This window comes from Burkholderia sp. MR1-5-21 (assembly GCF_053427715.1).
Genome location: NZ_JBSAXD010000001.1, coordinates 148,140 through 169,714 on the forward strand (window position 1 = coordinate 148,140; position 21,575 = coordinate 169,714).

General features: G+C 60.4%; 18 protein-coding genes. 11 read left to right on the forward strand and 7 right to left on the reverse strand.

The annotated features are described in order from the left end of the window. The first annotated feature begins 137 nt into the window (after window positions 1–137). The 4 genes from ACV229_RS00620 (at window position 138) to ACV229_RS00635 (ending at window position 3,987) form a co-directional block, all read left to right on the forward strand. Window positions 138–944 (forward strand): alpha/beta fold hydrolase, encoded by an 807-nt coding sequence (locus ACV229_RS00620; protein ID WP_448081175.1) that lies wholly within the window; start codon window positions 138–140, stop codon window positions 942–944. Between the two features lie 119 nt (window positions 945–1,063). Next, on the forward strand, window positions 1,064–1,540 hold the full coding sequence (locus ACV229_RS00625; protein WP_448081176.1) for a MarR family winged helix-turn-helix transcriptional regulator: 477 nt from the start codon (window positions 1,064–1,066) through the stop codon (window positions 1,538–1,540). A gap of 139 nt (window positions 1,541–1,679) precedes the next feature. Next, window positions 1,680–2,108 (forward strand): nuclear transport factor 2 family protein, encoded by a 429-nt coding sequence (locus tag ACV229_RS00630; RefSeq protein WP_448081177.1) that lies wholly within the window; start codon window positions 1,680–1,682, stop codon window positions 2,106–2,108. A gap of 310 nt (window positions 2,109–2,418) precedes the next feature. Beyond that, on the forward strand, window positions 2,419–3,987 hold the full coding sequence (locus tag ACV229_RS00635; protein WP_448081178.1) for an MFS transporter: 1,569 nt from the start codon (window positions 2,419–2,421) through the stop codon (window positions 3,985–3,987). Between the two features lie 350 nt (window positions 3,988–4,337). Here ACV229_RS00635 and ACV229_RS00640 read toward each other — a convergent pair whose 3' ends face one another. From ACV229_RS00640 to ACV229_RS00665, 6 genes are all read right to left on the reverse strand, one after another. Continuing rightward, the gene (locus tag ACV229_RS00640; RefSeq protein ID WP_448081551.1) at window positions 4,338–4,694 is read right to left on the reverse strand and encodes an STAS/SEC14 domain-containing protein; all 357 of its coding nucleotides are present in this window, start codon (window positions 4,692–4,694) and stop codon (window positions 4,338–4,340) included. A 136-nt stretch (window positions 4,695–4,830) separates the two neighbouring features. Beyond that, the gene (locus ACV229_RS00645; RefSeq protein ID WP_448081179.1) at window positions 4,831–5,583 is read right to left on the reverse strand and encodes a transporter substrate-binding domain-containing protein; all 753 of its coding nucleotides are present in this window, start codon (window positions 5,581–5,583) and stop codon (window positions 4,831–4,833) included. Next, on the reverse strand, window positions 5,580–6,335 hold the full coding sequence (locus ACV229_RS00650; protein ID WP_448081180.1) for a GlcG/HbpS family heme-binding protein: 756 nt from the start codon (window positions 6,333–6,335) through the stop codon (window positions 5,580–5,582). The genes ACV229_RS00645 and ACV229_RS00650 overlap by 4 nt, the downstream gene beginning before the upstream one ends. Before the next feature lie 138 nt (window positions 6,336–6,473). After that, the gene (locus ACV229_RS00655; RefSeq protein WP_448081181.1) at window positions 6,474–7,814 is read right to left on the reverse strand and encodes an MFS transporter; all 1,341 of its coding nucleotides are present in this window, start codon (window positions 7,812–7,814) and stop codon (window positions 6,474–6,476) included. A 116-nt stretch (window positions 7,815–7,930) separates the two neighbouring features. Then, window positions 7,931–8,962 (reverse strand): LLM class flavin-dependent oxidoreductase, encoded by a 1,032-nt coding sequence (locus ACV229_RS00660; RefSeq protein WP_448081182.1) that lies wholly within the window; start codon window positions 8,960–8,962, stop codon window positions 7,931–7,933. Between the two features lie 276 nt (window positions 8,963–9,238). Continuing rightward, window positions 9,239–10,153: a LysR family transcriptional regulator gene (locus tag ACV229_RS00665; protein WP_448081183.1), complete on the reverse strand. Its 915-nt coding sequence runs from the start codon at window positions 10,151–10,153 to the stop codon at window positions 9,239–9,241. A 232-nt stretch (window positions 10,154–10,385) separates the two neighbouring features. On the opposite strand from ACV229_RS00665, the gene ACV229_RS00670 reads away from it, so the two are divergent. After that, window positions 10,386–10,895 (forward strand): flavin reductase, encoded by a 510-nt coding sequence (locus ACV229_RS00670; RefSeq protein WP_448081184.1) that lies wholly within the window; start codon window positions 10,386–10,388, stop codon window positions 10,893–10,895. A 255-nt stretch (window positions 10,896–11,150) separates the two neighbouring features. On the opposite strand, the gene ACV229_RS00675 is transcribed toward ACV229_RS00670, so the two are convergent. Continuing rightward, complete coding sequence (locus tag ACV229_RS00675) at window positions 11,151–11,663, reverse strand: 6,7-dimethyl-8-ribityllumazine synthase (protein ID WP_448081185.1); 513 nt, start codon at window positions 11,661–11,663, stop codon at window positions 11,151–11,153. Between the two features lie 453 nt (window positions 11,664–12,116). Here ACV229_RS00675 and ACV229_RS00680 point away from each other — a divergent pair, with 453 nt between their 5' ends. The 6 genes from ACV229_RS00680 to ACV229_RS00705 all read left to right on the forward strand — a co-directional run bounded on the left by ACV229_RS00680 (window position 12,117) and on the right by ACV229_RS00705 (window position 21,413). After that, complete coding sequence (locus tag ACV229_RS00680) at window positions 12,117–12,761, forward strand: flavin reductase family protein (RefSeq protein ID WP_448081186.1); 645 nt, start codon at window positions 12,117–12,119, stop codon at window positions 12,759–12,761. A 632-nt stretch (window positions 12,762–13,393) separates the two neighbouring features. Further along, a complete protein-coding gene (locus ACV229_RS00685) occupies window positions 13,394–14,398 on the forward strand; it encodes a UDP-glucuronic acid decarboxylase family protein (protein WP_448081187.1) in 1,005 nt (334 codons plus the stop codon). Next, window positions 14,395–15,390 (forward strand): UDP-glucose 4-epimerase GalE, encoded by a 996-nt coding sequence (gene galE / locus ACV229_RS00690; protein WP_448081188.1) that lies wholly within the window; start codon window positions 14,395–14,397, stop codon window positions 15,388–15,390. The genes ACV229_RS00685 and galE overlap by 4 nt, the downstream gene beginning before the upstream one ends. Before the next feature lie 37 nt (window positions 15,391–15,427). After that, a complete protein-coding gene (locus ACV229_RS00695) occupies window positions 15,428–16,861 on the forward strand; it encodes a UDP-glucose dehydrogenase family protein (protein ID WP_448081189.1) in 1,434 nt (477 codons plus the stop codon). Window positions 16,862–16,930: 69 nt separating this feature from the next. Continuing rightward, window positions 16,931–19,540: a glycosyltransferase family 2 protein gene (locus ACV229_RS00700; protein WP_448081190.1), complete on the forward strand. Its 2,610-nt coding sequence runs from the start codon at window positions 16,931–16,933 to the stop codon at window positions 19,538–19,540. A 946-nt stretch (window positions 19,541–20,486) separates the two neighbouring features. Next, a complete protein-coding gene (locus tag ACV229_RS00705; RefSeq protein ID WP_448081191.1) occupies window positions 20,487–21,413 on the forward strand; it encodes a YncE family protein in 927 nt (308 codons plus the stop codon). Window positions 21,414–21,575: the final 162 nt, after the last annotated feature.

A 21,575-nucleotide genomic window follows, 5' to 3' on the forward strand; every position in this document is an offset into this window, starting at 1 on the left:
GTGCCGGCGTCGCCGGGAAACTGTACGTCGATACCGAAACTCACGGTCCGCACCCGCCTTTACAATAGGAGCATATGCGCATAATATGGCTCGGCATGACGTTTGACAAGTACCACGTGGAGACGGAGACACCGCCTATGAACACCGCACTTGACGCGAACAAGGTCTCGGGTCGGGAGGCCCGATCAGGTCGCGTCGACTTCGACGCAATCGTATTCGTTCACGGATTTCTGGATAGTCGTTCGGTCTGGGATCCGCTGATCAATGGACTGTCCGGTACCGGCATTCCGTCTGTCGCGATCGACTTGCGGGGAGCGGGGGAGCGGCGTGCTGACGACGACCGATGCACGCTTGCGCAAGCCGTGGCCGATATCGAGGCGCTATTCGACGCATCGGGGCTTTCTCGAGTGGCGCTCGTCGGGCACAGCATGGGTGCCCAGATCGCGGAGCTGGTTGCGATGGAGCGCCCCGGATCAGTTGCGGCGCTTGTGCTCATCACGCCTGCGCCGTTGCGCGGGAACGCGCTGCCTGACGATATCCGGATGCTGCTGCGAGAAAGCGGTGCGGACCCTGTCGCGCAAAGGCATATCCGCGCGATGTTCTCGAAGAATCTGCCGGAAGCTCAACTGGATGCGCTGGTTGCTCCCGACGCGTTGATGGGCAAGCGGGCGGTGCGTCAGTACTATGACGCATTTTCGGTCGGCGATCGGCGCGGCGACGCACCGTGCCGCTACACAGGCCCGACGCTGATCATTGGCGCACAGGATGACCCGGTGATCCCGCCCGAGCAAGTGGCTGCGACACATAGGGAGCGCTTTCCCGAAGCGGCGCTGCGGCTGATTGCGAATTCGGGTCACTGGCCGCATCTGGAGCAACCCGCTATCACGACAGGCGTCATCGCGGCACATCTCGGTGTGCGTCAGCCGCTCGCGGCTCCTGCGTGAGGACAGGACCTGCGCTTGCGCTTGCGTCGACAGAACCTGCGCCAGTCCGCCTGTCGAAAACGAGTAGTTGCGCGTATATTCCTGTTTCGAGCAACGATCGAGCATACACGGAGCTTCTGATGCGCAGAGATTCAATAGACGATATCGACGGGCGCTGCAACTGTCTCGCCGCGCGCCAGGCTTCCCGGTACCTGACGGCGGTATACGACCAGGCGCTGGGGCCGGCAGGCATTCGAGTGACCCAATTCTCGATCTTGCACAAGCTTGTCAGGAACGGTCCGCTCGCCATTGGCGAGCTGGCGGCAGCCATGGCAATGGATCGGACGACGTTGTCGGCAAACCTGAGGCCGCTCGAGCGGGATGGTCTGATCGATATGGTGCCAGGTGAGGATCGGCGCATGAAAAATGCCGTTCTGACGAAGGCGGGACTGGCGCGCTACAAGGAAGCGCTTCCGCTCTGGCGATCGGTTCAGGTTCAGTTCGAAGGTCGTTATGGCGTGAGAAAGGCGGAGGATTTGCGCAAGTCCCTGCGTGACGTGCTTGGCAGCGGGTTCGAGCCGTGGGCGGAAGGCGAGGCGAGTCTGGCAGTGCAGTAGATCGATCGCAGGGCACTGCTGTGCAGGGAATGTGATGCGGGCGTGGCCGCGAATGCCGTTGTGCGGCCATTTTTGTCCGATAAAAGGAGTATATGCGCGTATTTGGTGACGATGATGTTCCAATCAAAGGAGACGAGAGATGAAACATCCAGCAATCATTGAGGCATGCCGGAAGGCCTTTACGGGATTTGATCGCAACGACAAGTCCGACCTCGTGGCGCTGTTGGCGGACGACATCACATTCGAGTTTTCGGACTCGCTTCCCTACGGTGGCACCTATCATGGCAAGGAGGAGTTCCTTGCGTTCTGGAAGCACGTGTACCACGAATGGGAATACTTCAATTACGACGCCCGGGCAATTCTCGAGGCGGAAGACTTCGTGATCGTGCCCGTGATTGCACGTGCGAAAGCGACCAATGGGTACTCGATGCAGAACGAGCATCTTTTCCTGTTTCAGGTTCGCGACGGGAAGATCATCCACGGTCGACTCTACGCCGACACGGCGCGCGGCCGCGACGTTCTTGAGGGAAGGGAGCCGCGTCGCTATCCGAAGGTCATCCTCGGTTGAGAATGCCGTCGCCGCGTGATCGGCCGGCGTTATCCGGCCGTGACGTTGTCAAACGGCTGAAGCCGATACTCGGCCTTGATGCTAGCGGCAGGGCCTGGCCGATCACTTCTGCATGAAGTATTTCGCGTGAACGCCGATATCTGCACTTCATCGGCTTCTGTTCCTTGCGCTTTCCATGGCCTCCAGATGGCAGGCAGCACTGTTGTCACGGACGCAAAAGGCGATTGCATCCGACGGCATCGACGCTCAAATGTTATCGATGGTAGCGTGTGCATATGCAGCTTTGTGATCCGCTGCATGAATTTTCTGAATGGCAAATATTCATTCTCGAACGATGATGGAAGACCGGAAACGACTGATGGTTCTGCTGTGCGTGTCAGTGCCATCCTTCATGATCAACCTCGACGCAAACATCGTTGCCGTCGCGCTATCTTCGATCGCGCGTTCATTGAACGCGGATTTCGCTGCGATCGAATGGGTCGTCAGCGCGTATACGCTCGCATTCGCTACGCTATTGATGACGGCGGGCGCGATGGCGGATCGTTTCGGCCGAAAGAGGATGCTTGTGACGGGCCTCACGATATTTACCGTCGCATCGGGTATCTGTGGTGCGGCTCAATCGGCGACCCTGCTGAACTGCGCGAGGGCCCTGCAGGGTGTCGGCGCCGCCTTTCAGCTGAGTGCCGCGCTTGCGATTCTGTCGCATGGTTTTCACGGAAGGGAACGCGCGCGAGCATTTGCGTTTTGGGGATCCGTGATCGGCATCGGCATCATGCTCGGCCCGGTGATCGGAGGTTTCATCACCCAGGTCATCGGTTGGCGGTGGGCTTTCTACATCAATCTGCCGGTTGGTATCGCTCTGGTTGCACTGACTGGCTATGCCGTCACCGAGTCGAAGGACCCGAATGCGATGCGAATCGACTATGCCGGTGTACTCACGTTCAGTGGCTTTCTCGGGCTTCTGACGCTCGCGTTGATTTCCGGCAATCAGAGGGGATGGGGCAGCCCCGGGATTGTCGGAGAAGCGTGCGGCGCCGCTGCATTCTTCGCGGCGTTCCTGGTCCTGGAAAGCGTGCAGAAGCGACCGATGGTGGATCTCAGGTACTTCCGGCAGCGCACCTATGTCGGGGCGAATATCGCGGGGATTGCATTTGCGGCCGCATTCCTGACCCTGCTCACCTATCTGCCGTTCTATTTTCAAAGCGCGCTTGGCTACACGCCGTTCATCGCGGGGGGACTCATGCTGCCGCTTGCGGTGCCGCTTTTCGTGATGCCTCGTGTGGTGACGCTGTATCTCGACCATCGGCTGTCGGGCCGCGCACTCCTGACGATCGGGCTGGCCATGGTGGGGTGCGGGCTGGTGATCACGAGCGACAGAATTGCGTCGTTCCATTACCTGTCGATCGTTGCGGGGATGTTCGTGGCTTCAGTGGGCGCAGGAATTCTCAACGGCCAGATCGCCAAGGTTGGAATGACCGTGATTCCCATTGAGCGTGCCGGCATGGCATCTGGTGTATCCGGGACGATGCGGTTCAGTGGAATCGTCATCGGATTTGCGTCGCTGGGTGCCATATTGTTCGCGCGCATTGACCACCTCGTCCGTAGTGCGCTGCCCAACCTGGGTGGCGACGCGAGGTTCGGAATTGTTCATGCGATCGCGGATGGCAGGCTGTCGATTGCTGAATCGCAAATCGTCGCATACGGCGGCGCGGATACGCTTGCCAGAGCCAGTCTCGCCAATGGGTACGAGTACGTGATGCTGACGGGCGCGGTGGTCGCGCTGACTGGTGCCTTGATGGCGTGGCTCTTTATCAGCGAGAAGGAGACCGCGCCTCACGCGCATTCGAATGCGCTCGAACTCGAACTCTCTGTCGATTGACGCGGCGTGAGGCAGGGCGGGTCCAGCTGTTGCGCCGTGTGACGGTACGCCGAACTATTGCAAAGCGCATTTGGGCATCGGCGCCATTCCAGCGCGTGCGCCGGTACAGATTCGATGAGTGTCGTCGGAACCGACCGTGCACACGCAACGTCTTCGCGAACCAAGGCGATCACAATCAGGGTCGCCGTCCTGTTCTGCGGGCTCGACATTGACGATCCCGCCTTCGACGTACATCAAAGCGGCTGAGTGGCACGCTCGATTCCACGCTTTCACGCTGGATTTTCCACCCTGTTCCATGTGGCGTCGCGATGCCGCGTGGTTGGGCTGCAACGAGATTTGCCGGGCGGCGCTCAGGCGATGATCCACGCGCGCGCCTGCTCCAGCTCGTTGACGTGGAACGCCTTGACTTCGGCCTTCGTAAAGAACCGAGCCAGATGCATCGACGCGCGGATCCAGCCCGCGTCGGCCACCACGGCGGCGCGCGTGATCTTGCGGGCCAGTGAAACGCCGAGCGTGATATCGGTCCATAGTGCCTTCGGCTCGATGCCCGTGAAATGCTCGATGTGTTCGAGCACGCGGGTCTTGCCGTTCAGGTCGAGATCGCCACGCATGCGCTCGATGGCTTCGCGCAGATCGTGATCGGTGACTTTGCCTTCGACGAAAATTTCGATGACCGGGGAATCGGGGTCGGTTTGATATCGAATCATGGCAGTACCGCCTGGTTGGGGGGAGGTTACACGCTCAGGCACGGATAAACCTGATTTTCAATACTACCCCTTTCCGCGCGCCTCGCGAGCGGCCGTTCTCGTCGCAACGCATGCGTGTTCCGAATGTAAGCAGACCCTAGGCCCGAAGAGATGGCGCGACCTGGGCTTCCACTTGCCCTGACCTCGACAGTGCGTCTGCAACGAATCCGGAAAGCTTTGCTCGTTCGATGAAATCGCGGATATAGGCGAGCGCGACGCGCCTCGCTTTTCGTACGACCATCGCTTGCTGGATGACCATGAAATGGCCGTCTGCCATCCGGAAGCCGGGTTCTCTTGCTGCCACTTGGGCGAGCGGCTCGCAGATTCCCGCGGCGACGTCCGCTTCACCATTGACAAGCAAGTCGACAGTGTCGGCAGACGTGGTTGTGTGAACAAGTGACGCATGCTTCAACGTGCGGGACAGGTGGAGGTCATACGCCGTGTTTCGACCTGCAGAAACCTTCACTCCGGGCTTGTCGACATCGTTCACCGACAGAAACGCCGAGTCCTTGCGAACCAGATATCCACCGTGAATCAGGACATACGGTGCGGTGTAGCTCACCTTTTCTGCCCGTACCGGGTCAATGGCAAGGAACCCGATGTCGCAACGACCCGATGCAACGGATTCAAAGGCGTTTCCCGCGGTGCCGAATGGCACGAGTTCCGCTTCGACGTGCAACTCTCGAGCGAGCTCACGGGCGAGGTCGACGGATACTCCGCCAAGCGCTTTGCTCTCGGGGTCTTGCTGCGCAAGAACGGGATTGCCGTGGTTGATCGCAACGCGCAGCGATCCGGATGGTGCAAGCTCATGCAGCACCTCCAGGGCGATTTCGCCGGCGTACCTTTTCACGCTGAATCTCCCGTATCTGCAACGAGCGCGACGCTCGCAATGCCGGCGAGTGCACATTCCTCGTCCGTCGGAGACGTGTCGCCGCTGATTCCGACTGCACCGAGCAGAACGCCGTCGTGGTCGCGGATCAGCACCCCGCCAGGCACGGGCACAACCTTTCCTCCAGTCAACCCCGACAGGGCGGCCAGAAAGGGAGCGGACGTTTTCGCACGCCTTGCAAGCTCACGTCCACCGAATCCCATGGCGAGGCACCCATACGCCTTACCCGTCGCGATGTCGGGGCGCAGCAAACTTGCGCCATCCTCCCGCTTGGCAACAATCAAGTGTCCGCCAGCGTCCAGCACGACGACGCAGAGGGGCGCCGCTTTGATCTCGCGTCCTTTCTGCAGCGCGCTGTCGACAAGCCGGGTAGCTGTTTCGAGGTTGAGTGGGTTCATGTTGTGGTCCGATTGATGGTGGAATGACGCGATCGCATCAGCCCACACGACGTGGGCCTTGATCGAACGGGTCGCCTCGTCGATCCACCCGTATCTTTGGGCTGCCGTGATCATCGCCGACACGCCGTCTTGCCATGCCGAGGTGTCGATCCGGCCCGGTGCATTCCGGAGCCACGCCTCTTTCACCCACATGGTTTCCGCGTCGACCAGATTCCCGGCATGCATGACAGCATCTCGAATCCGAGGGTGGTCTGCGGGTCGTCCGTCGACGTGCACGCTGAATCGCTTGAAATCTTCGGGCGAATCGAGCGTCACGGAAAGATCCTTGGCTATCGCTATAAGCATCGGGGTGTACCTCTGTCTAGTGACGAATTTCAATGGTTGCTGGCGCGGTGGCGGCGCATCCGGACGTCGGATGCGCATGCCGCCAGCCACGTATTTGCGCTGAAATCGTCATTCGTGGCGATCCATTGCAGATGTTTTGAGCGTGTCGCGCATGAACAGATAGACGATCAGCGAGATCGCGATGCAGCCGGTCAGGTAGTAGTAGAACCAGTCTTCATGGCCCGTCGACTTCAGCCACAATGCGATCATCTCGGTTGTGCCGCCGAAGAGGGATACGGTAAGTGCATACGGCAGGCCCACTCCGGTCGCACGGACATTCGTGGGGAAAAGTTCGGCCTTCACCACACCGCTGATCGACGTATACGCGGAGACGATCAACCACGCGGCTGCGATGAGGAAGAACGCCTGAAGCGGTCCCGTCGCGGATTGCAGCTTCGTCATCAACGGGACGGTGAAGAGCGTGCCCGCAACACCGAAGCCGATCAACAGGCGCTTGCGGCCGATGATGTCGGACAGCCAGCCGTAGAACGGCTGGAGCATCATCGCGACGAGCAGACTGCCCGCGGTCACCATCGTCGTCTGGTCGTCCGTCAATTTGACGGAGAGCTTGAGGAACTTCTGCATGTACACCGTGTAGGTGTAGAAGGCTGCCGATCCGCCGATTGTGATGCCGATGACGAGAAACACTTCGCGCGGGTACTTGAATACTTCGCCCAGCGAGTTGCGCGGGCTACCGACCCGCTTCTTCTTCCGGTAGGCGTCGGTTTCATGCATGTTTCGACGCATGTACGCGGCAAATACGGCAAGCGCTGCACCAATCAGGAACGGAATTCGCCATCCCCACACGCTAAGCTCGTCGGGGGTGAGAAAGAACTTCTGCAGGAGAAGCAAGACGATGATGGCGCTCATCTGTCCGCCGATGAGTGTCACGTACTGAAAGCTTGCATAGAACCCGCGCCGCTTGTCGTGGGCGATCTCGGACAGATACGTTGCGCTCGTACCATACTCGCCGCCCAGACTGAGCCCTTGAATCATGCGAGCGAAGCCGAGCAGGATCGGAGCCGCGACCCCGATCGATGAATACGTCGGCGTCACCGCAATGATCAGCGAGCCCCCGCACATCATGAGCACGGAGACAGTCAGCGCGTTGCGTCGCCCAAAGGAGTCGGCCAGGTGGCCGAACACCCAGCCGCCGATCGGACGCATGATGAAGCCGGCGGCAAACAGCAGTGCGGCGTTCAGCTGCTGCGTGACAGGATTGCCGTGCGGAAAGAATTGATCAGCGAAGTAGAGCGCAAATGCCGCGTACGCGTAGAAGTCGTACCACTCAACCAGGTTACCCATCGAGCCGACAAAGATCGCTCTCAATCGGCGGGCCGTACCGATCTGCTGGCCATGGCTCGCGGACGCCTCTGGCAAAGCAGAACTCAGTGTTTCCTGCGAAGTCATGTCTCCTCCGGTGCATTTCACGAATGCATGACTGAGTGAAGGGACGAGCGATCCGTGACCTTCTCTGGCGGAAAGTTGTGGACGGATCGCTCGCTTTGAGCTGCCAGCCAGGTGGCTCAGGCGATCGAGAGGTCGGCCTCATTCGATGCCGTTTGGAACTCCGGCAGGATTTCGTCGGCAAATCGCCGGAGGGTGTCGGTCGATCCGCCGAGAATGCTGCAGATGAGATAGCCTGCGCCAGCTTCCTGCAACGCATGCAGCTTGTCGCGAATCTCGTCGACCGTGCCGATCAGGGCGCTCTCGGTCGACGGCATCTGACCACCCTTCGCATACGAGAGAATGTGCGAGCCGCCGGCCTGATTGGGCGCACGGGCATGTTCGATGGTGCGCAGTCGCGACTGGTTGAGACGCTCGATCGCAGCCTGCTTGTCCTGTTCGTCCGTCGCGATGAAGAGATCACGCGCTACTGCGACTTCATTCGGGTTATACGGGCGACCGTGTTCGGCGATGGCCTGCTTGAACATCTCGATGCGTTGCCCGGTGAGCGTTGCGTCGGCGAACTGATCGAGCAGAAGATTGAAACCGCGGTTCGCCACCTTCCGAATGGACGGCTCGCTGCCCGCGCCCATCCACATGGCGGGCCTCTTCGAGACGGTGGGTTCGACCACGATATCGTTGAAGTTCCAGAACTTTCCGTGGTGCGAGAAGCGTTCGTTCGCCCCCCATCCCTTGAGCATCACATCGAGGCATTCCTCGAAACGCGCCTCGGCTTCTTCGATGGGAATATTGAAACCGCTGAACTCCGCATGCCGATACCCTTTGCCCACTCCGAGGTCGAGTCGGCCACCAGAGAGGAGGTCGAGCGTAGCGGCTTGTTCGGCGAGGAGAACGGGGTTGTGCCACGGAAGCACCATCGTGGCGGTACCCAGCCGAAGCTTGCGGGTACGCGCTGCCAACCACGTCAGCAGATTCAGCGTCGAAGACACTTGACCCCAGCCCGTGAAGTGGTGTTCCACGAGGAAAGTGCTGTAGAACCCGAGCTTTTCCGCTTCGACGTTGAAGTCGATGTACTCGTGGAAACCTTGACCGATACCTGTGCCCAGCGTCGAACCGTCTGCCTGCGCGCTTCCAAACAAACCAATAAGCATGTCTATCTCCTTTGGCGGTCACAACCGCGATGTCTGTAGCGGAAGTATCACGCGATGAATCAGCAGGCAGAAGACGACTGGGTGGCAACCATCCTTGCAGGATTTACGCAATTGAACGCATGGCATTGGCTGAACAATCCGATGAAGGAATGCAGGCGTGGAGGAATTGTCGAGGCGGTTTCGGGCAGGTACAGCGGTGAGGTGGACGCGTGGAACCGACGGGGGGCGGGCGATTGCCGCCATACCCTGATCGGTTTGGGTGGGGTTGTTTTCCGCTTAGTCGCGGGACAGCGCGCTTCCGAATTCGGGAACCGTGTCGAAATCCGTCCTGGACAGATGATCGACGAAGTAGTCGAGCAGGGATCGCACTTTCACCGCCATCAGGCGATTGTGGGTAAACACGGCGTTGATGGGGCGAGGCGGCAACTCGAATGCCCGGAGCACAACTTGAAGGCGACCGGCCGCGACGTGGTCCGCGACCGTCCACGCCGGCGCATAAACGAGACCCGCACCTTCGACAGCCGCTGCGACAACCCCATCGAGCGTATTCGAGCGCATGCGTACGGGTACATGAACGTGCGTCGGCTTTCCATCGGTCAGCATCAGCCATTCAGAGCTGATGGATTGCTGTCCGTATATGAGGCAGTCGTGTTTGTCGAGGTCGGCGATCGTCTTCGGGATACCACGTTCCTCCAGGTAAGCGGGAGACGCGCTGATGACCCAGCGCAGCGCCCCGAGCTTTCGGGCGATGAGGCTCGAATCCTCCATTGCACCGATGCGAATGGCGATGTCTATCCCTTCCTCGACCAGATTGACCTGGCGATCGAGCAGCATGACGTCCAGTGTCACCTTGGGGTAGGCGACCAGGAATTTCGCAAGTATCGGCAGCATGAACACGCGGCCGAACAGCGTGGGGCCGCAGACATGAATCTTGCCGATCGGCGCCTCGGACGCCTGGGTGAGGCTCGCCTCCATTTCATCGATTTCGGCGAGCAGGCGCTTTGCCTTCTCGTAGTAGGCGCGACCGGCCTCCGTCAGGGCGAGCATTCGCGTTGAGCGAATGATCAGCCGAGTACCGATCCGCTCTTCCAGCATCGTCAGGTAGCGGCTCACCGACGACAGCGAGAGACCGCGCTCTCGGGCAGCGGCTGAAAGGCTTCCCGCATCAATTGCCGCGACGAAGAGTGCCATCGCGTCGATCCGATTCATCAGCATGATAGTCAGTTAATCATTTCGGATAGCAGGTCCTGGAAAAAGTACCCGAATTCCGTCATGGGTGAAAGGGTGGTTCGCAGTTTCTCGTCTTCTCTCGCGGGATTCCCGAAGCAATACTGAAGTCGTGGGGCAACGGGCAGGCGCAATCGAATGCCGTTGACACCGAACTTCGTACCGAGCTGTCGGCTCACCCGAAATGGAGAAGATCATGTCTGTTGAACGTCAAGACTTTCGTAACGCGATGGCGCAGCTGGGTGCTGCGGTCAATGTGATCACGACCGATGGGGCGGCAGGGCGCTCGGGAATGACTGCCAGCGCGGTCTGTAGCGTGACCGATGAACCACCTACCATTGCGGTTTGCATCAACCGCTCCAGCCGAAGCAATCCCTTCTTCAAGGAGAATGGCGTGCTTTGCGTCAACACGCTCAGTTCCTCGCAGGCGGAGATCTCGTCGGTTTTCGCCGGCGCGACCCGGTGTGCTCCCGAAGCGCGTTTCGAGACGGGAGAGTGGATCGAGCTGGCGACCGGTGCGCCGGTCTTGCAGGGCGCACTGGTGTCCTTTGACGGTCGCATTACTGATGTGGTCGAGAAGGGCACGCATACGGTTTTCTTCGTCGAGATCGAAGCGGTACGGCATAGCGACTCTGCAGGACTGGTTTACTTTCGCCGCAGCTTCCATCCGATCGGCGACGCGCAGGAAGAGCGTGCCGCCGCGTGACGCCAAGTATCGTTCCTCGGATCGGCGGCACGCCGGTAGTGTCTGCCGCCGAGGTGCACCCTTCGTGTCGGGCTTCCGTGTCCCGACGCTGCTCTCGATGATTTCGCAGTACTACTGGATGAGAAATGAACAAAGTTCGGTCCGCGCGTAGCGGGCACCCCGAATTCCGCGCTGTCGCAACTCACTATCAGAGGTCCGATCGTTGCTCACCGGCAAATCGCGGGAAGGGCGCGCGCTACCGCGAAACGTTATCCGTCACTGCGCAGCCGCTTGCTTCATGGCGGGCTCAGGGTAGTGGAGCGAAGACGCCTCGTGGATGTTGCGAACCGTACTCACACACGCGAGTGCGACTTCGCGACCCTTGGTCACAAAGTGCGAAAGAAAGAACTCACGATGCTCGGCACACTCGTGGAAATTGTGCGGTGTGAGCACTGCAGAAAGGACCGGTGTAAGCGTCTCGAGCTGAACCTGCATGAGCCCGCTAATGACCGCCTGAGCGACAAACTCATGGCGATAAATGCCGCCATTCACGACCAGTCCCGCTCCGACGATCGCGGCGTACTTCCCGCTTTGGGCCAACACTTTTGCCTGGAGCGGGATTTCGAACGCACCAGGTACGGTGTACAAGTCGACGCGCGTCGGGTCGACGCCGTGCTCGTCCACAGTGCAGAGAAACGCATCCCTGCATTGATCGACGATGTCTTGATGCCAGCACGACTGGATGAATGCAATGCGGCGCTTCTCGGCCGCGAAGGTATTGAGGCTCATGGTCGTCACCAACGAAGTTCGATGGTTGGACTGTAGGCCCTATCTGATTTCGACAGAATATTCTCAAATGGCAATCATCCTTGCAGATTCTTGCTAGCCGGCCCCAATTCGATTCTCGTTTGCCTTGCTGCATTCGTGCGCTGCACCGAGCAACGCACGTCTTCAATTTCCGATGCTGAACCCGAGCAGCGTCGCTTCAGCGCGGGGAGCCCACTCAAATCTGCAAGGAAGCTTGCCAGCTCACCTTGTTCTGACGGAAATGACGTCATGTGATACTTGGCACGACAGGCGTCGAATGGTCCTTCAGCCACAAGCGCGGTAGCGAAAACGCGAGCGAGGACCGATGAACCGATGCTTGGGCACCCGTATGCATGTCGCATTGGACGCCGTTTCCGCCATTGGCTCATGTGAATCCGCCAATGGACTTCAACGCATTTCGCACGACAACCCGCCATGACCGACTCAAGCTATCACTATTACGAACCCTCGCAAGGCCACGGATTGCCGCACGATCCGCTGAATTCGATCGTGGGCCCGCGACCTATCGGCTGGATCTCCTCCCGCGGCAAGGATGGCACGCTCAATCTCGCGCCCTACAGCTTCTTCAACGCCTTCAACTACCATCCGCCGATCATCGGCTTTTCGAGCACCAGCGCAAAGGACAGTCTGCGCAACGTACAGGAGACTGGCGAGTTTGTGTGGAACCTCGCGACGCGTGATCTCGCGGAGAGGATGAATGAGACGTGTGCCGTGGTGCCGTACGAAGTCAACGAGTTCGAACTCGGCGGGTTGACTCCCGTTGCATCCCGGTTGGTCGACGTTCCTCGTGTGGCGGAAAGCGGAGTCAACTTCGAATGCAAGGTTGCCGACGTGATCCAGCTTCGTGATCACAAGGGTCTGGCGACTCCTGCCTGGCTGGTATTGGGCGAGGTCGTTGCCGTCCATATCCGCAATGACTTGCTCAAGGACGGCATCTTCGACACCTTCGGAGCGGGCATCATTCTTCGAGCAGGCGGCCCTTCGGCCTATGTCCATGTCAGACCCGAAAGCCGGTTCGACATCGCCCGTCCCGAGGGGGTGGTTCATCCTGCGTCGTAACGGCTTGGCAAGCGAGCGCGGCTCGCTTTATCGCGTTCAGCGCATCCTTGTCGACCTGTGGCGGAGTTTTGTGACCAGTCAGCCAGTGAGTCTTGCGTCGATATTATCGGAAGCCAGCCAGGCTCGACGGACCGTGGCCGGAGGTTGATGGCGATGTGCGCTGTGGGACGTCGCTGTCATGCGCATTCGGGCCGTTCGTGAAAATACCAACAGACCCCAACACTTCACCCCGTAATTTGGAGCAATCGCCATTTCATGAATGAATCATTTTTACGGCATTTCTGGTGAAATCCATATGCTCGCTGCGCGCTGTCGTGATCGGATCAATACGCGACGTGCTGTCATGCCAACGGGGTAGGTGTTAATGCCCATCGCGTCGCAGCGCAGGCCACTGAGTCAAAACGGGTATGGATACGGTTTCGTCTATATATAATGCGCGGCGCAACCGACTATTCACGAATGCAACGTTTTCGCGACGTTTCGTGCTGCGGTACAGCAAAGCGTTCCCGCGAGCCACCCGAATTCAGTAGCGTTCCGGCCTCTGCGTCCCTTTGGGTACAAGTCTTGCTGCGGTGCATCCCGGTTTTCGCATTTTCAAGTGACTGCGGTCGTCTGAAATGGGAGCGTCAGCCATGACACGCATGCGATTTCGGGACAGCAAGGATACGCCGACCGCAATGGTGACAGGCGGCGCCGGCTTTCTTGGCAGCTATGTCTGCGAGCGGCTCCTCGCGGAGGGGGCGCAGGTCCTCTGCGTTGACAACCTGATGACGGGCAGGCGCTGCAACGTGGCACATCTGCGCGCTTCGCCACGCTTTGCCCTGGTCGAGGCGGACATCTGCGCGAGCTTGCCGGATACCGACGTCGACGAGATCTGGAATCTCGCTTGCCCGGCGTCCCCACCCAGCTATCAGGTCGATCCTACCCACACGTTGCTGACAAACGTGATGGGGATGAAAAACTGCCTCGATCTCGGCCGGAAGACCGGCGCTCGCGTATTTCAGGCATCGACGAGCGAGGTATACGGCGATCCCGAAGTTCATCCGCAGGTCGAAACGTATTGCGGCCATGTCAATTCCACCGGCCCGCGAGCGTGTTATGACGAGGGAAAACGTGCCGCGGAAACCCTCTGTTTCGACTACAAGCGTCGCTATGGCGTCGACATCCGCGTGGCGAGGATTTTCAATACGTACGGGCCGCGCATGAATCCCAAAGACGGGCGGGTGGTGTCCAATTTCATCGTGCAGGCCCTGTTGGGGGACCCCATTGAAATTTATGGCGATGGTCAGCAGACGCGCTCGTTCTGCTTCGTCACGGATATCATCGACGGCTTTTTTCGCCTGATGCGGTCGCCGGCCGAGGTCACCGGGCCGATCAATCTGGGTAACCCGAGCGAGTTCACCATGCAGGCGCTCGCCGGGCTCGTGATCGAAATGACCCGGTCGGCATCGCGCATCAGCGCGATGCCGCTGCCGATCGACGACCCCAAAAAGCGGTGCCCGGACATCAGCTTGGCCGAGCAACTGCTCGACTGGCGGCCAACGGTCTCACTCAAGGAAGGCCTCGGTGCAACCATAGACTATTTTTGTCATGAGCTATGGCTGTCTCCCGTTGCAGCGCCGGAGTCGACGCGATGAGAGTCCTTGTCACCGGCGGTGCCGGCTACATCGGGAGCCACACCTGCAAATCGTTGGCACGCGCCGCGCACACGCCAATCGCCTTCGACAACCTGAGTTCCGGTCACCCGGACGCAGTGTGCTGGGGGCCACTCCATGTGGGCGATATCCTCGATGCCGATGCATTGGACGCAGCGTTCGCCGAGCATCGCCCGGAGATGGTGATCCATTTTGCGGCTTTGGCTTATGTCGGCGAGTCGGTGATCGAGCCCGGCAAATACTATCGCAACAACATTGCGGGCACGCAGACGCTGCTCGATGCGATGCGGCGGCACGACGTGATGCGGATCGTGCTGTCGTCGAGCTGTGCCACCTACGGCATTCCATCCATGCTGCCCATCTCGGAAGCGACGCTCCAGGCGCCGGTGAATGTCTACGGTTTCACCAAGCTCGTCACGGAGAGAATGGTCGCCGATTACGCGCGTGCCTATGGTCTGCGCTGGATCGCCTTGCGGTATTTCAATGCGGCGGGCGCCGATCCCGACGGGGAACTGGGCGAACGCCACCAACCGGAGACGCATGCGATCCCGCTGGCCATCGGGGCCGCGCTCGGGACGGCCCCGCCGTTTTCCGTGCTGGGCGTGGACTATCCCACTGCGGACGGCTCGGCCGTCCGTGACTACGTACATGTCAGCGATCTCGCCGAGGCGCATGTTCTGTCGACGAACCATCTGGCGGAGGGCGGCGCCAGCGCGGCCTTCAACCTCGGGACAGGGAAGGGGACATCCGTGTTCGAGGTCATCAAGGCGGTCGAGGCGGTAACCGCCCGCCGTGTTCCGGTGTTGCTGGCTGCACGCCGAGCCGGCGATCCGCCGTCGCTTTATGCGAACGCGGAGCTGGCGCGGAAAGTTCTGGGCTGGCAGCCGCGCTTCGTCGAGATCCAACAGATGGTGGAGACGGCGGCCGACTGGTTTCGGCGTGCAGCCGGGCACGAAGGCAGCGAGTCCGCATGACCCCGTATTCACTACGCCGAATCACAGTGAGGCTGATATGTCTGTTCAAATCGCCATTATCGGAACCGGCTATGTTGGCCTCGTGTCGGGCGCCTGCCTGGCCGAACTCGGCCATGACGTGATCTGCGTCGATAACGACACGGACAAGATCAACGCGCTGAACAACGGGCGTGTACCCATTTTCGAACCCGGGCTCGACGAACTGGTGAGCCGCAACGTAGGCAAGGGGAGTCTGCGCTTCAGTTTTGATCTTCCCGGCAGCGTCCGCGGTCGCGATGCGGTGTTCATCACGGTCGGGACACCGTCGCACGCCGAATCGGATCGGGCGAATCTGGACGCCGTGATGGCGGCGGCGGAACAGATCGCGTCCAATCTCGATCAATTCGCCGTCGTTGTGATGAAGTCGACGGTGCCCGTCGGAACCAGCCGGATCGTCCAGGGCGTGGTGGAGCGTTGCGTGCCCGCCGGCCAGGCAGTGGCCGTGGCATCCAATCCGGAGTTCCTGCGCCAGGGCTGCGCGATCAACGATTTCATGCACCCGGATCGCATCGTCATCGGTGCGGAGCACGAGCAAGCCATTGCGGTCCTGAAGCGGATCTTCGATCCGCTCGAACGGCAGGGATGCGATGTCCTGCTCACGGAAATCGAAACCGCCGAGGTGATCAAATATGCTTCCAACGCCTTCCTTGCCGTGAAGATCAGCTACATCAACGAGATTGCGGATCTGTGCGAGGCCGTCGGCGCCGATGTGGACCGTGTTGCCGCCGCCATGGGACTGGATCATCGTATCGGGGCCGCGTGCCTGAAGGCCGGGCCTGGCTGGGGCGGATCCTGCTTTCCGAAGGATACGCGTGCACTGCGGGCGATCGCCGCCGACCACGTCGTGTCGCTGCGCATCGTCGATGCGGCAATCGAGGCCAACATGATGCGCAGGGACACCATCGTGAAAAAGATCGAGGCTGCCTGCGGAGGGGGCGTCGCCCGCAAACGGCTGGCCGTTTTCGGCCTCACGTTCAAAGGGGAAACCGACGATGTGCGCGAAAGCCCGAGCATCGAAGTGATCCGGACGCTCGCCGAGCGTGGCGCCAGGATCCGGGCCTACGACCCGTCCCGGCCGGCCGGCGCCGTCCGGATCCTCCCCGGCCTCGTCATGGCGTCGTGTGCGGTCGACGCGATCAAAAGTGCCGACGCCCTCATCGTGTTGACGGACTGGAAGGCGTTCCGCGATTGCGATCTGGAGGAACTGGTCGCCTATATGTCCGATCCCGTCCTGATCGATCTGCGCAATCTTTTTGATGAGGACGTCGTGCGTAGCAGCGGTTTTCGCCACTACGTGCGGATCGGGCGGAAGGCGCCAAGTCCGCGGCAGCCGGCCCAGACGAACATCCCGCAACCAGCGGCGATCGCGGAGTGGGTACCGCCCAAGGCGGGTAGCACCCTGTGCCGCTCCATCTTTCCGTTGGCGGAATAGGAGAGGGCCAACGCGGGCCGGTGGCCGGCACGAGCGGCTGCACGGCTCGATACACGCCCACGTGTTGCCATGAGCGAATACCCATCCGGCAGGTCGGTGGATCCAAGGTGGCTGCAAGTCGGGGCCCAGGCCGAACAGCCCTTGCTTGTGCCGCTCATGTCCGCGCGCGCGCGCACCGGCTATGCGTTGCTTGCAGCGCTGTGGGTGGCCTGCCTGCTGATATTCTGGTTTTGGTGGTTGCGTCCGGAGCACAAGGTCGATGGATTCAGATTCGCCGTCAACTGCGCGTTTCTCTTCTGGACCACAGTCATCCCCGGCTATTTCCTGGCCATCGCGTGGCGCGCGCGCGTTGTGCATCCGGCACGGCCCGTCCCCGCGGGGCTGCGCGTGGCGATGGTCGTCACCAAGGCGCCATCCGAACCCTTTGAAATCGTCGAGCAGACGCTCGTCGGCATGTTGAATCAGACGTACCCGCACGATACGTGGCTGGCCGACGAGGATCCGTCGGCGGACACCGTTGCCTGGTGTGCGCGTCACGGCGTGCATATCTCGACGCGAAAGGGGGTGGCGGCCTACCACAACGCGTCATGGCCCAGGCGTACGAAGTGCAAGGAAGGGAATCTGGCGTACTTCTACGATCGGCATGGCTACGAGCGCTATGAATTCGTATCGCAACTGGACGCGGATCATGTGCCGACCGCGACGTATCTCGAGGAGATGCTTCGCCCGTTTGCCGACAGGCAGGTCGGATACGTTAGCGCCCCCAGCATTTGCGACAGCAACCGCGCATCGAGCTGGAGCGCGAGAGGACGACTTTACAATGAAGGACCCTTTCACGGCGTCCTGCAGGCAGGCTATAGCGGCGGTCTCGCACCGCTTTGCATCGGATCGCACTATGCGGTCAGGACCGCGGCCCTGCGCGATATCGGCGGTCTCGGCCCGGAGCTGGCGGAGGATCACTCGACCACGCTCATGATGAACGCCGGCGGGTGGCGCGGCGTTCACGCACTTGACGCAATCGCGCATGGGGAAGGGCCGCGCACTTTCGCCGATATGGCCACGCAGGAATACCAGTGGTCCAGGAGCCTGATGCTGATCCTGTTGCGTTATACCAGGCATTACTACGCACCGCTGCCGCTGCGCCTGAAGGCCCAGTTTCTCTTTTGCCAGCTCTGGTACACGCTGTTTTCCATGTCGATGGTCGCTGCGTGCATCATTCCCGCCGTGGCGCTTTGGACCCACAAAGTCTGGGCTCATGTCGACTACGGCACGTACTTCCTGCATGCCTTCCCGATCGTGGCAAGCCTGGCTGCGCTGCTGGCATGGCTGAGAAAGACCGGCTCGTTTCGCCCGCGCGACACGAAGCTGCTGACATGGGAGGGGGTGTTGTTCCTTTTCGCGCGGTGGCCGTGGGATTTGTTAGGCACGCTGTCGGCAATCAGCGACTGCATTCGCGGGCGCGAATTCAGCTTTCGCGTGACGGCGAAGGGCAATGTCACGGAAAGGCAGGTGCCGCTTCGTCTGGTGATGCCATACCTGCTGATTTCGCTGTTCTGCGCAATCCCGGTGCTCGCGGTGCGCAATGCGCAGGCCGCCGGCGGGTTTTACGTCTTCTCACTCGTGACCTGCCTCACGTACCTGTTGATCGCCATCGTCATTGTCGTCGCTCACGATCGCGAGCGGGGGCAGCGAACCGCTCCGATCAATCTGCTGATTGGCAACCGGTCGCTCGCGCGCAACGTCCTGTTTGCCGTCGCGTTCACAGTGACGCTGTCGGGTTTCGTCCTGCGCTTCACGACCGGCATTCAGGCGATGATGTGGCGGCCGGCAACGGCCCATGAGCGGGTGGCGGGGCATCGTGCCGCCACCGAGCCGGTACTGGGCGTCTACGATCCCAGCCACGATTTTTCCGACAGCGACGACTTGGCGATCGAACAGATATTCGTGTCCTGGTCCGATCCCGGCGCGATGTCATACATTATGCAATCCTATGATTATGCGGCTTACCGAAACCGTTGGTTGATGATCACCATCGAACCCTGGCCCGCTGCAGGGCGCGCGCGCGGCACGTTACTCGCAGACATCGGCGGGGGCATGTACGATCCCGAGATACATGCGATCTGCAAAGGCATGGCCGCGCTCAATGCCCCCTTGTTCGTGCGTTGGGGCCATGAAATGGAGGCTTCGTCCGGGCGGTACCCGTGGGCAGGCAGCGAGCCGGCGCATTACATCGGCGCCTATCGGCACTTCGTCGATCAATGCCGTCGCTTCACGGGAAAACTGCTTTATGTCTGGTCGCCTGCGGGCGACCCAAATCTCGATGCGTATTTTCCCGGCAGGCCGTATGCCGATTTTATCGGCGTCTCCGTGTACGATTGCCCCCGCTGCAACGCAGCGCCTGCGGGCGGCGTTTTCTCGGTGGCGAGCATATTCCGGGAAAAATACCGGCGCGTACAGCGATACGATCGACCTGTCATGATTGCCGAACTCGGTGTCGATGGCGAGTCTGAGCACAAGCGAAAAGCGATCGACCAGCTGCAAGCGACGCTTTGGCGTTACCCGCTGTTGAGATCCGTGTTCTACTTCAACGCCAAGGATACCCCGGGTGCCTGGCCGACACAGTACGTGCCGAACTGGCGGATAGACCCGATGTTTTTCCGCCTGGCCGGCGCTGACTGACCCTGTCGCGGGTGCCCCCCAACGCACGTTCACGAAGTGCCGGCGAGCGCCGAGCTGGTGCCGAATTGCGAGATTGAGGTTGTGGTCGGCATGCGCCACATCCGCATTCGAGGCGTGTCGCAGGAATTCGCCGCACGGTTTCTTCGGGACCGCCTGAAATGATTCCGCCGAATACCCGGATCTCGATCGCCGCAGGGGGGGACTGATATGCGCTGCGGCTTCAATTCTCTGGCAGCGATGGTGCAAACCGCAAAGGATCGCTTACCGAAAGGACACGGGGTCAGCCACAGTTCAGATTATTAGCCGGCTGGCGTAGCACGACTGCAGTTCCATTCCTGTCAGAGCGCATCGCGACTGAAACAAATTCAGTTGTCTCAAATAGAGCAGGAAGCCTGATTGCAGGCGGCGGAACCGCTGTCAAACACATTGAAAACAAGCAGTTGGCGCGTTGTGCCTTCGCGACAGGGGGCAGGCGAGCGTTCGCAAAACGATAACGCCAATACCTTGCCTGCCTTCATGTATCGGGGATGAAACGACTTTTTACGTTCCCGGTGCCATTCCGCCATCCCGCATCGCTCAAATCAGGCCCAAATCAACGCCGGGGCGCAGGTGGCACGTTACTCGCTGCGGTTGCGTCGTTGGCTTGAATCCGCGGCAAGCATGGAGCGAAAACATCGGTTGCCCGAACAGCCGCCCGAGAATGCCTGCGGCAAGCTTGTTGCGGCCACCACCGCCCGGCCCACGTACAACTCACTAGGCTCGCACGTTACGCGTCAAGGCGGACGAGTTGTGCCCCAAGCCGGTCGGTTTTCCGTCAGACGTGACCCGGATGCTTTCGATCGGGCGAATTTCATACGGCTGATGCGAGCGTGCAAGCGGGGGAAATCTCACATCCGTCCGGTACGGCCGAAAACACAATGCTTGGCCCAACGTCACGAGGTTCACCATGGCAACAGTCTATGATCGACGCGCATATGCCAGATTCGGAGCCGTCCTTCGCGTTCTGGCTGTCCTGCTCTCGTTGGTCGTGACCGCTGAAGAGGCGGTCGGGCAACATGCTTTTGTAACCAACGCTGCCTCGAGCACGGTATCTGTCATCGACAGGACGACCTCCGCGATCGTCGCGACGATCGCGGTCGGCTCAGGTCCGGTTGCCGTCGCAGTCACGCCGGATGGGGCGCACGCCTATGTCGCCAACAGCGGCTCGAACACCGTGTCAGTCATCGCCACGGCAAGCAATACCGTGGTCGCCACGGTGCGAGTAGGCTTGAGCCCGGTGAGTATCGCCATCACGCCAGACGGAAAACACGCGTACGTCGCTAACGTTCGCGCCAATTCCGTTTCCGTCATCGACACGGCTACGCAGACGGTAGTCGTCACCGTGCCGGTTGGTTCCCTTCCTGAAAAGGTCGCCATTACACCGGATGGGGCGAGCGCTTGGGTAACGAATGCTGGCGCACACACGGTATCAGTCATCTCCACGACGACCAATACCGTCACGGCCACTGTGTCGGTTGGGTCGGCTCCGGTCGACGTCGTCACTCCGCCCGCGACCACTTCGTCCGGGACGTGCATGGACGGTGTCAAGGACGGTCAGGAGACCGATGTCGATTGCGGTGGGCCGACTTGTCCGCCATGCGCCGCAGGCCAAAAGTGTTTGACGCAATCGGACTGCCAGAGCGGCGTTTGTGGTGCCAATGGCACCTGCCAAGCACCGACGTGTACTGATCATGTCAAGAACGGCTCGGAGACCGATGTCGATTGCGGCGGGGGAACCTGCCCAACGTGCGCCTCAGGCAAGAATTGTCTGGTGAATTCTGACTGCACGAGCGGCGTGTGTCATGTCATGGGCAGCGTCGGTATCTGCCAGTGATGGATTTTTCGGCGATCCAAGGCTGACACGGGTGCAGCGCCTGGTTCGCAACGCGCTGCGTTAGCGTAAGCGATCGAAGCAGGCCAGCTGCGTGGTGTCCACCATGCATTACCGGTAATCGAAAGCTGGGTGGTCCATGTGACATCGAGCGGGAACAGCCGC